At 64.5% G+C, this 10,172-nt stretch carries 9 protein-coding genes and 1 pseudogene; 2 read left to right on the top strand and 8 right to left on the bottom strand.

Annotated elements, in window-relative coordinates:
- Window positions 1-191: hypothetical protein (locus tag FHX60_RS27575; protein ID WP_221209897.1), on the bottom strand; the 191-nt coding region annotated here is incomplete at its 3' end.
- 113 nt (window positions 192-304) lie between these two features.
- On the opposite strand from FHX60_RS27575, the gene FHX60_RS27970 reads away from it, so the two are divergent.
- Window positions 305-799 carry a hypothetical protein gene (locus FHX60_RS27970; RefSeq protein WP_375790526.1) on the top strand — a complete coding sequence of 165 codons (495 nt, stop codon included), beginning with the start codon at window positions 305-307 and terminating at the stop codon, window positions 797-799.
- A 5-nt stretch (window positions 800-804) separates the two neighbouring features.
- Here FHX60_RS27970 and FHX60_RS06610 read toward each other — a convergent pair whose 3' ends face one another.
- The 7 genes and pseudogenes from FHX60_RS06610 to FHX60_RS06580 all read right to left on the bottom strand — a co-directional run.
- Complete coding sequence (locus FHX60_RS06610; RefSeq protein ID WP_183282812.1) at window positions 805-1,482, bottom strand: SOS response-associated peptidase family protein; 678 nt, start codon at window positions 1,480-1,482, stop codon at window positions 805-807.
- A 128-nt stretch (window positions 1,483-1,610) separates the two neighbouring features.
- The gene (locus tag FHX60_RS06605; RefSeq protein WP_183282811.1) at window positions 1,611-2,150 is read right to left on the bottom strand and encodes a DUF4142 domain-containing protein; all 540 of its coding nucleotides are present in this window, start codon (window positions 2,148-2,150) and stop codon (window positions 1,611-1,613) included.
- A 75-nt stretch (window positions 2,151-2,225) separates the two neighbouring features.
- Complete coding sequence (locus tag FHX60_RS06600; protein ID WP_260163521.1) at window positions 2,226-3,953, bottom strand: galactose oxidase early set domain-containing protein; 1,728 nt, start codon at window positions 3,951-3,953, stop codon at window positions 2,226-2,228.
- 567 nt (window positions 3,954-4,520) lie between these two features.
- Window positions 4,521-5,669, bottom strand: a complete 1,149-nt coding sequence (locus FHX60_RS06595; RefSeq protein ID WP_183282810.1) for a branched-chain amino acid ABC transporter substrate-binding protein — start codon at window positions 5,667-5,669, stop codon at window positions 4,521-4,523.
- Window positions 5,670-5,750: 81 nt separating this feature from the next.
- Window positions 5,751-6,737: a GlxA family transcriptional regulator gene (locus FHX60_RS06590; RefSeq protein WP_112777445.1), complete on the bottom strand. Its 987-nt coding sequence runs from the start codon at window positions 6,735-6,737 to the stop codon at window positions 5,751-5,753.
- 72 nt (window positions 6,738-6,809) lie between these two features.
- Entirely contained in the window at window positions 6,810-7,706 is an 897-nt protein-coding gene (gene choW / locus FHX60_RS06585) for a choline ABC transporter permease subunit (protein WP_092318306.1), read from the bottom strand.
- Window positions 7,699-8,880 (bottom strand): annotated as a pseudogene (locus FHX60_RS06580) (quaternary amine ABC transporter ATP-binding protein); the annotation flags it as partial. The gene choW and the pseudogene FHX60_RS06580, both read right to left, overlap by 8 nt.
- 385 nt (window positions 8,881-9,265) lie before the next feature.
- Between FHX60_RS06580 and purU the strand changes: the two are divergent.
- Window positions 9,266-10,138 carry a formyltetrahydrofolate deformylase gene (gene purU / locus FHX60_RS06575; RefSeq protein WP_183282809.1) on the top strand — a complete coding sequence of 291 codons (873 nt, stop codon included), beginning with the start codon at window positions 9,266-9,268 and terminating at the stop codon, window positions 10,136-10,138.
- Window positions 10,139-10,172 lie beyond the last annotated feature (34 nt).

Here is a 10,172-nt window from a genome sequence, read left to right as displayed (position 1 = left end):
GCGCCGATGATAGTGCGGATTCCCGTGTGAAAGTAGGTCATCGCCAGGCTCTTATTCTGCAAAACCCCTCGACAGCGTGTGCTGCGAGGGGTTTTTGCTTTGGCGCGCCGAAACGGGCGGGCGCCGGCACCACTGAGCGCAAGCTGCTTGCTTCCGCTGCGCCCATGGCACGCCAGCAGAAGCGCGCCCATCGAGCCATGCACGCGAGCGGAACTACCGACAGCGGGGCATGGCTATCGACAATGCATTGTGACGCCGGCCCCGTTAGGCTTCGATGTCCTAGTGCGACCGGCTGGACGATGCCGTGCCGGCCTTGTCGTGCGTCGCGTATTTCTCGCACCCCCAGGCCAACGCCCAGCGCCAGGTTGTCGGTCGCGACCACCGCGACGACGGTGGCCACCATCACCATCCTGGCATGGATTATTTGCAAGCTCTGCCGGTGCCGGTACAGGAATTGGTGCAAATCGTGGTCTGCAGGGATGGCGTCGAGGTGCTAACCTCAAAAAGCACCCGCCCGCTGTCACCCTTGCAATTGGGAGAGAAAATGAGCCGCCTGCTGCTCACCAATATCGCCCCCGACACCTCGGACGAGGAGATCCGGACGTTCCTGGAAAAATACGGTTTCCCGCCATTTGACAGCCTGGAGCACGAGGACGGCGACGGCACGCACCCGGCCGTACTGCTGACTTATGAAACCCTGGACCCCGCGGTGCTGGGCAAGCTGCAGCAGCGCATCGACCATATGTACTGGAAGAAGCGCCAGCTGAGCGCTTCCATCCTGCATGACCGTTTCGCCTGAGCGGCCTAGCGCGATGGCGCGCCCGGGCCTGCCGCGCCGGCTTCCTCGGCGGGTTCGGGCGTAAGCGGGGCAGGAACCGCCATCATCTTCTCGGCCGGATAGAGCGCCATGAAGCTTCGCGCCAGCTCCGGATCGCGGCACGCGAGCCAGGCTTGCCATTGGAGGTACGGAATCATCACCACCGACCGTTTTTCCTTGCCGGGGGCGTGCATCAGCTTCATTACCGCATGGCCAGGCGCGCTCACCGTGAACATGGCGAAGGAATAGGTTCCGTCCGGCCATTGCTTCCACAGCCCGGCAATGCCGAGCGCCGGCTCGTCCGGCAGCCAGATCCGGTAGCGGATCCAGCCCTGGCCGGCGACATAGCACGGCTCGTAGATGGCCATCGCCGGCACCAGGCACAACTGGGTGCGGTGCCACGCGCTGCACGAACCGCGCTTGTCGCCCACACACTCGGCGCGGACATTCATGGTTTCAAAATCCCGGGCGCCGTGGACGTGGCGCGAGCGCGGCACGAGGCCAAAAGTAGCCAGCAAACATTCGCGCCGGCCACGGGCATCCGCACGGACGATCGGTGCGGCATCGCCTGGCCATATTTCGGGCTTCCACGTTCCCGGCGGTGGTTCGGCCCCGAAAACATCGCGCAGTGCCGGGCCCGTCACCGCGGCAAAATTGGTACACACGGTATTACCTCCCCTGACGTCAGATGCCTTGCCGCAGGCACGATCAGCCGTTATTCGCTACACCTGTCCGAGTGGCGGTGCGCAGGGAAGGGTGGGCATCTCTCCGGCTGACCAGCATTTGCAGGCAGCTATCGCGATACCTCCCATGCCATTTTCCTGGCCGACTCCAGGTGGTGCTCGAGCGTCGGCAAGGTCTTCTTTGCAAAATCCCGTACATCGTTGTCGCGCGCATCGCTTGCGGCCTTGCGGAACAGCGCCACCGCATCGTTGTGCGCCTTGACGCCGACTTCGTCGGCGTACTGCTTGTCGAAGCTGGCGCCTTGCAGTGCGCCCATGGCTTCGAGCTTGTTCTGGTCAGCGGGACTCGGGGTGGTCGGCAATTGCACGCCCTTGGCGTTGGCCAGCCGCTTGAGATCTTCCGCCGCGGCGCGATGGTCCTGCAGCATTTGCCCGGCAAAACGCTTGACCGTCGCGCTGGTGGCCTTGGTCTCGGCCAGCTTGCTGGCATCGATCTCCATCTGGCCTGCCTGCGCGGCCTTGTTCATGAAGTCCACGTCGCCGGCGGGCGGCGCGGCGTACAGGCCGGTTGTCAGGCCAAGCAATATCGCCGCAAGCGCGGATCTGGCATGTCGCGCAGGGCGGCCGGGCCGGCGTGCATCGAATGGCATGACTGTCTCCTGAACGGGCAACCATACCCGTCCTTCTTGCAACAATCATGCCGCCATGCTGTTCAATCTCCGGCCTCAGGAAACCCGGACGAATTTGGCGACGGAAGGCACCCCTTGCGAGTCGATGATAAACAGCATGTAGTAGCCGGGCGGCACCAGCGAACTGGAGGCGGGCAGGGTGACGCGCAGGTTCTTGGCGCCCTGTTTGGTATGGCGCAATTTGATATAGCGCTGGTGCATATCGTTAGCGTGGGTCACGGCCCCCGGCGCGACCAGGGCGACGCTGGAAATATTGGGAGTGCTGGAGCCGACGGTAAAGGTTTGTCCCAGGCTCAATGTACCGGGCGCACTGGTGATGTTGGGACGCGATCCCTTGAACAGGTAAGGTGGCGAATACACCTGCGCCTGGTGCGTGCTGGCGGCCAGTGGATTCATATCGTCCTGGGACAGCAAGACGGTGGCGTCAGGCAACAGAATGGCACTGGAGTGGTAGCCCGCCTGTATGGTGTTCGGGCTCATGGAAATCCAGGTGCCGGTCGGATCGCCGGCCGGCTTGTTGTAAAGCTCGCTGTCGAAATGCGGATTGTCATAACCGTTGCTGGCCGCATTCCCGCCCACGGTAAAGAGCGTGCCATCCGGCAGGATCACGGTATTGGCGTTATGGCGAGGCTGCAGCCATTGCGGAAACTGTCGCCACCCGGCGTTGGGATTGCCGACATCGAACCATTCGTTGTTGCGGAAGGCGCTGTCGCCTTCGGCGCCGCCCGCGATCATGACGACCTGCTTGGCGGGCGTGACCGAGGCATCGGTATAGAGAACGCCGTTAGCCCACTCATAGTGCGAGCTCAGCAGGTTCGGAATGCTGCTCCATGACCAGGTGCCGGGCGTCAGCAGCGCGGTATTGTAGAAAGCCGGTCCGGCCTGCATCATCTGACCCGAACCAAGCAGGTACTGGAACGGGTACATGCCGGAGGGGTCGCGGAAAGAAACCGTGCTCATCGTGCCGACGCTGTCCATGCCTGCCGCAGGGGTGAACAACTCGACCACCCCCGTGGTATTTCCGGATCCTGTTTCGTCGAGACCGCTGGTGATGACCACGCTGTTGTCTGCCAGCTTGGTAACGGTCGGATACCAGCGGCCGACCGACATATTCGGCTGCGCGGTCCAGGTCTCGGTCAGTGGATTGAAGGTATAGCTGCTCAGCGCGCCCTGGAAGTTTTGCTGTCCTTCCGGCGCGTTCGGGTCCGGGTAGCGCAGGTTGCCACCCGCAAGGAAAACCCTGCCGTCGCTCAATATCGTCTGGCCGGCACACCAGATATTTTCCGGCGGCGTAATCGCGTGTCCCGTACGGGTTACCGGATCCCAGACATAGGCGACGCCTGTGTTGGACGCCGCTGGATTATGGTATTGAGTCGGCTCGTACGACCAGAACAGCACCTTGCCAGTGTGCAGCAATACCGCCGTGATGCCGACCACGGGAATGACGAACGGCTCGCTCCATTGCCCGGCCGTGTTGGTCGCCTGGGCTCTGGCGGCCGCAAGTACCTGTTCATCCGGTGCCGGTGCATTTTCCAGGCCTCTTGCCACGCGGCACTGCTTGGCGCGTGCCCTGGCATGCGCCTCGGCATGGCTGGGACCGAGCACAGCGGTTTCCCGTTGCTTCAGCCTGGCCTCAGCGGAAGGGTTGGTGCAGGCGTCATTATCAAAGCTGACGGGCGGGGCTGCGTGAATCGGCAGCGCCACCAGCGAAAAGCCGACCAATGACGCCCACACGGTTTTCCGGAAGATGGTGAGTTGACGCATTTGCATCACCTCCTGCGGTGACAGCGTTGCCATGGAATGCGGGAGTTCCGCGCGGCGAAGCTCACGGTGGAGTGCCGCAAGGACATTCGCACCGGACTTTTCTAGCTTAGGGTGGCAAGCAGCGAGGCAATGTGGGCTGGCGCACGGAAGGCACGCGATCGGGGGCTTGCGTTTTGCTCAAGAAGCGTTGAAGGCGCTGGATGAATCTTGGGGTGGCAATATATTATTTAACATAATATACATTATGCGAATGAAATCGAGTTTTGGGCTGCCGGGAAAATTTCGGATTATGTAAAGTCCAGCTCCCGACGTCGGGGGTTCAGAAGCAAGAGCCGGCACCGTTAGCGTGCTGGCTTTCTTGTTGCCGGAGACGCGATGACTACCGCGAGGACGGTCCCGTCGGCCTGGGCCCGCGCAAGCGAGGTCGTGACAGCAACCACCAGTTCCCGCCCGGGCTGGAATCCCGCGTGCGCGGCCTGATTTGCGAACAGCTATGCCGATTTGCCCGGCACCTGTCATCCGGCAATCGTGAGCAGGCGTTGCCATACAGACATGTCGAGCCTCGCCTCACTCGGCCGCAACCGTCGTCACCGCCTGCCAACGGCCCCCTTTGACCTGGTAAAGCGTCGACGCCGGATTCCTTAATTCGCCATCGCCATCGAAGGCGATCGTGCCGGTCACTCCCTCGTATTGCGTTGCGCGTACCGCCGGCACGAAATTGGCGGGCTTCGCGGAGCCAGCGCTTTTCATGGCCACGATAACGACCCACGTGGCGTCGTAGGCGAACGGCGCATAGCTTAGGCTGTCGCTGCCGAAGCGTTTCCTGAATTTCTGCAGGAACGCCCTGCCCTGCGGCAGGCTGTCGCGCGGACGTCCATACTCCCATGCCATGGCGCCTTCGGCGGCGGGTCCGGCGATCTTCAGGAAGATGCTGTCGGCGATGCCGCCGCTGCCGACGAACTGGGTGCGCATGCCCAGTTCGCGCATGCGCTTCGTGACCAGTGCCGCCTGGTTGTCGAGTCCGGCGAAGAAAAGCACATCGGCGTTTGCGGCGCGGATGTTGGTGAGCTGGGCGCTGAACTCGACGGCCTTGTCGCTGGCGTATTCCGCGATCACGATCTTCCCGCCAGCGGCGACGATGGCCTTCTTGAATTCGTCCACGGCGCCATGGCCGAACGCGGTGCGGTCGTCCATCACGGCAATGCGGTGAGCCTTCATCACCTTGACCACGAACCTGCCCGCGTTGCCGGAGTTCTGCGCGTCGTTTGGAATGATGCGGAAGACCGTCCCCAGGCCTTGCTGCGTGATGGACGGATTGGTCGCCGCCGGATGGATCACCGGGATCCCGACCCGCGCGAAAACCGGCCCGGCCGGCAGTGCAACGCCCGAGTTGTAATACCCGATCACGGCGGCTACCCCATCGTCCACCAGTTTCTGCGCCACCTGAACGCCGATGCGCGGGTCGCTCTGGTCATCGCCGGTGGCGAGTTCGAAACGCACGGACTGTCCGTCGAGCCGGATAGCCTGCGCATTGGCTTCCTCCAACGCAAGGCGGACACCGTTCTCGATGTCCTTGCCATTGGCGGCGTTGAGCCCGGTAAGCGGAGCGGACACGCCGATCCTGACCACCTGCTGCCCCTGCGCATGGGTGCATGCCAGGGTCAGCAGGATGGCGTTGAGGCCGGCAACCAGGAGCCTTCTGGCAAAGTCGGTCATTGGTTCCTTTCCGCGGCCGAGTGCGTCGGCGCATGCCGCCTGCGGCCGGTGCATGCGCCCTGCCCGATTCTAACGGTGAAATCATCCCGCCTGCCGGCGCTCGTGGCTGGGCGCATGCCCGAACTGCGCCCGGTATGCCTTGCTGAAATGGCATGGCGACTGAAAGCCGCAGACCGCCGTCACCTGCGCGATCGACGCGTTGGTCGTGCGCAGCATGTCGCGCGCGCGCTTCAGGCGCAGGGTCAGATAGTAATGGGTCGGCGACACGTTCAGATAGAACTTGAACATGCGCTGCAAGTGCCGCTGCGACAGCCGCACCAGCCGCGCCAGTTCATCGAGCGACAGCGGTTCCTCGATATTCGCCTCCATCAGCCGCACCACCTCGACCAGCTCTGCCCGCGACAGGCCGACGCGCGCATTGACCGGGACCGGCTGTGCATCGGTGGCGCCACGTATGCGCTCCAGTATGAACTGCTCGGAGACCTGGGCGGCCAGCTGCCGGCCGAAGCGCAGGCCGACGAGATGCAGCATCATGTCGATGGGTGCCGTGCCGCCCGTGCAGGTCAGCCGGTCGCGGTCGATCACAAAGAGCTCGTCGGCGAAACGCACCAGCGGAAACTCTTCATGCAGCGACGCCCGGCTTTCCCAATGCACCGCGCAGCGGTAGCCGTCCAGCAGCGCGCTCGACATCAGCGCGTAGGCGCCGGTGCAGATGGCGCCCAGCGGCATGGCCAGCGCGGCCAGCCTTGCCAGCATGGCACGCAGGCGCTCATCAACGGCATCGCGGATGCGGATGCCACCGCAGATGATCATGACGTCCGGCAGCGCGGCGTCGTCGAGGGCGCCGGTGGGCCGGACCACGATGCCGTTGCTCGCCTGCACCGGTTCGCCGTCGGGCGAATAGATCGACCATGTGTAATGCTCGGCACGCCCCAGGTAGTTGGCCATGCGCAGCACTTCGACCGCACTGGAAAACGCGATCATCGAGAAGTCCGGCAGTGTCAGGAAGCCGAAGTGCGACAGCGGCGCCAGCGCTGCGGCTGGCGCGGCCGGGTCCTGGGGCGGCATTGGCGCGGAAGTGCTGTCGGTTGGCACGGCTGCAACGCCCCCGGGGTCCATGTCGTGGCGGCTGGCGGCGGATCAGGCTTGCGCCGTGGCGGCCTTGGCGCCGAACAACTGCCTGAGCCCCGAGAACAGCGGCGCCTTTGCTTCGCCCGGCGCACGGCCGAAGCTCTCGGTGATGCGATCGAGCATGATCGCCAGCAGCACGACCGAGAGACCGCTCTCGAAGCCCAGGCCGATATCGAGCCGCTGGATGCTGGCAAGCACCTCGTTGCCCAGGCCGCCGGCGCCGACCATCGAGGCGATGATCACCATCGACAAGGCCATCATGATGGTCTGGTTTACCCCTTGCATGATCGACGGCAGCGCGTTCGGGAACTGCACCTTGTACAGCAGCTGCCACGGCGTACAGCCGAAGGCGTGGCCGGCTTCGACGATCTCCATGTTGACCTGCCGGATGCCAAGGCAGGTCAGCCGGACCGCGGGCGGCATGGCAAAGATCACCGTTGCCAGGATGCCGGGCACGCGGCCGAGGCCGAACAGCATCGCGGCCGGGATCAGGTAGACGAACGCCGGCATGGTCTGCATCAGGTCCAGCACCGGGCGTACGGCGGCGGCAACCAGCCGGTTCCTTGCCGCCCAGATCCCGAGCGGCACGCCGAGCAGCAGGCTGATGATGGTCGACGACAGCGTCAGCCCCAGCGTGATGATGGTCTGGTCCCAGAAGCCGGTGGCGAAGATGACGAACAGCGACGCCGCGGTGAAGAGCGCGAAGCGCCAGCCCACGCGCCAGAGTCCGATGCCGATGAAGATCGCCATCATCAGCCACATCGGCACGGCTTGCAGGCCGCGCTCGATCAGTTCCGCGAGGCCGCCGATGGCGCGGCCGATGGCGTCGAAGGTCGCGGCGTCGTGGTCCAGAAGGTAATGGACGGATTGGTCGACCCAGCGGCCGAGGGGCAGGAGTTCAGACATGGTTACCTCGCGAGCGCGTGATGGCTTTCAGGATGACGGCGCGGCTGACCGAGCCGCGATAGCAGCCGTCGTCGTCGACGACCGGCAGCGCATTCGGGTTCGCGACCACGCGCTCGACGACGTGGTCGAGCGACGCGCTGAGCCGGATGCTCTCGACGGGACGCACGTTCTGCGTGGCGTCGCGCGTGACGAAGCCACGCAGCTTGCGCTGCGCATCCAGCACGAAGGCGTAGTCCTCGGTGCCGTTCAGCGTCGCGGCGATGTTGGCCGCGTCGAGCCTGGACAGCGTCGGCACGGCGTTGGTCTGCATCAGGTCGCCGGCGGTCAGGTAGCGGCTGGTGTCGATGCCGTCGAAGAAGGTGCGGACGTAGTTGTCGGCCGGGTTGGCGATGATCTCGTGCGGCGTGCCTACCTGGACCAGCCGGCCGCCTTCCATGATCGCGATCCGGCTGCCGATGCGCAGCGCTTCCTCCAGGTCGTGCGAGACGAACATGATGGTGCGGCGGTGCTCTTTCTGCAGTTGCAGCAGCACGTTCTGCATTTCCTTGCGCTTGAGCGGGTCGAGCGCCGAAAAGGCCTCGTCCATGATCATCAGCGACGGATTGACCGCCAGCGCGCGCGCCAGCCCGACGCGCTGCTGCATGCCGCCGGAGAGCTCGCGCGGCAGCTTCTGCGCGAATGTCGCCAGGCCGACCTGCTCCAGCACCTCCATGGCGCGGCGCTCCCGCTCTTTCCTGCCGACGCCGGCGACCTCGAGGCCGAAGGCGGCATTGGACAGCACGGTGCGCTGCGGCATCAGCGCGAACGACTGGAACACCATGCTCATGTCCTTGCGGCGCAGCGCGATCAGCTCGCCACGGCTGACCGCTGCCACGTCGCGCCCGCCGATCAGCACCTTGCCGGCGGTCGGTTCGACCAGCCGGTTGACCAGGCGGATCAACGTCGACTTGCCGGAGCCCGACAGGCCCATCAGCACGAAAATTTCGCCTTCCTTCACGTCGAACGACACGTTGTGCACGCCGACCACGTGGCCGGTGCGCCGGAACACCTCGTCCTTCGTCGCACCGGCGGCGAGCATGTCGAGGGCCTGCCTGGGATTGCTGCCAAACACCTTGCACAGACCTTCGACCACGACCTTGGGACTATCCATCGAAACCTCTCCTGGTCCTGCGGGACTCACTCGTCATATGGCATGCCAGCCTTTCGTCCACTCCCCTGGAAAGCGCTGGGGGCGCGTTACTACCCTCCGCCGTGGAACGGCCTTGGCAAACGTTGTCGTCGCATCGCGATCCGCGTTGCACGATTACCTACATGGTTGCCAAGAAACGCCGTCCCCTGCCGACGAATTCCGACAAGCGCTTGCGCAAATGCGACAACGGCAATCCGGCACGGAAAATTTGCCGGCGACTATCCACAAACGGCGCCACGCGCGGCGTGGCGCGCGGATACCAGCCACGCGGCGCTTCGGTTCTATCCGGTGCCCGCAGGGGCTGATCTACTTGGCGCATGGCATGTGCGCGCACCAGGCGTGCGCGGCCAGTCAACCACAGAGGAATCGCATGAACGCGCAGTCTCCTTCACCGCAGCACATCCTGACGCTGTCGTGCCCTAGCGCCCCCGGCCAGGTGGCCGCCACCGTCGGCTTGCTCGAGCGCCATCGCTGCTATATCGACGCCCTGACCGTCTTCGACGATGACCTGAGCAACCGCTTCTTCCTGCGTTGCATGTTCCATCCGACCGATGCGCAGGCACTGGACATCGGCCGGCTACGGCAGGAATTCACGCCGATCGCGCAGGGCTTCGGCATGCAGTGGGCCATCCACGATGCGTGCGCCCGTCCCCGCGTGCTGATCATGGTGTCGAAGCTCGAGCATTGCCTGGCGGACCTGCTGTTCCGCTGGCGCATGGGCGAACTGAAGATGGATATCGTCGGCATCGCCTCCAACCATCCCGACCTGGAGCCGCTGGCGCGCCAGCACGGCCTGCCGTTCCGGCATTTCCCGATCACGCCCGAGACCAAGGCCGGGCAGGAAGCGCGCTGGCTCGACCTGTTTGAATCGAGCGGCGCCGAGCTGGTGATCCTGGCCCGCTACATGCAGGTGCTCTCGGCCGCAACCAGCGCCAGGCTGGCCAATCGCGCGATCAATATCCACCATTCGTTCCTGCCCGGCTTCAAGGGCGCCAAGCCCTATCACCAGGCGCATGCGCGCGGCGTCAAGCTGATCGGCGCGACCGCGCACTTCGTCACCGACGACCTCGACGAAGGCCCGATCATCGAGCAAGCGGTCGAGCGCGTCGATCATTCGTACCGGCCGGAGCAGTTGCTCGCGGTCGGCCGCGACGTGGAATGCATCACGCTCGCGCGCGCGGTGAAGGCGTTTATCGAGCGGCGCGTATTTCTGAACGGCGACCGCACGGTCGTATTCCAGTAGGCGCAACGAAACGGGCCACGATCGCATGACGATC

The organism is Cupriavidus alkaliphilus, assembly GCF_014191175.1.
Lineage (GTDB): Bacteria > Pseudomonadota > Gammaproteobacteria > Burkholderiales > Burkholderiaceae > Cupriavidus > Cupriavidus alkaliphilus.
The sequence above is the reverse complement of the archived record's forward strand: the minus strand, read 5'-3'. Positions and strand labels throughout refer to the sequence as shown.

What these genes read in the sequence shown, in the direction of transcription:
- FHX60_RS06605 (WP_183282811.1), bottom strand. Translation starts at nt 2,150, where the DNA reads ATGCCATTCGATGCACGCCGGCCCGGCCGCCCTGCGCGACATGCCAGA.
- FHX60_RS06600 (WP_260163521.1), bottom strand. Translation starts at nt 3,953, where the DNA reads ATGCGTCAACTCACCATCTTCCGGAAAACCGTGTGGGCGTCATTGGTC.
- FHX60_RS06595 (WP_183282810.1), bottom strand. Translation starts at nt 5,669, where the DNA reads ATGACCGACTTTGCCAGAAGGCTCCTGGTTGCCGGCCTCAACGCCATC.
- FHX60_RS06590 (WP_112777445.1), bottom strand. Translation starts at nt 6,737, where the DNA reads ATGCCGCCCCAGGACCCGGCCGCGCCAGCCGCAGCGCTGGCGCCGCTG.
- choW (WP_092318306.1), bottom strand. Translation starts at nt 7,706, where the DNA reads ATGTCTGAACTCCTGCCCCTCGGCCGCTGGGTCGACCAATCCGTCCAT.
- purU (WP_183282809.1), top strand. Translation starts at nt 9,266, where the DNA reads ATGAACGCGCAGTCTCCTTCACCGCAGCACATCCTGACGCTGTCGTGC.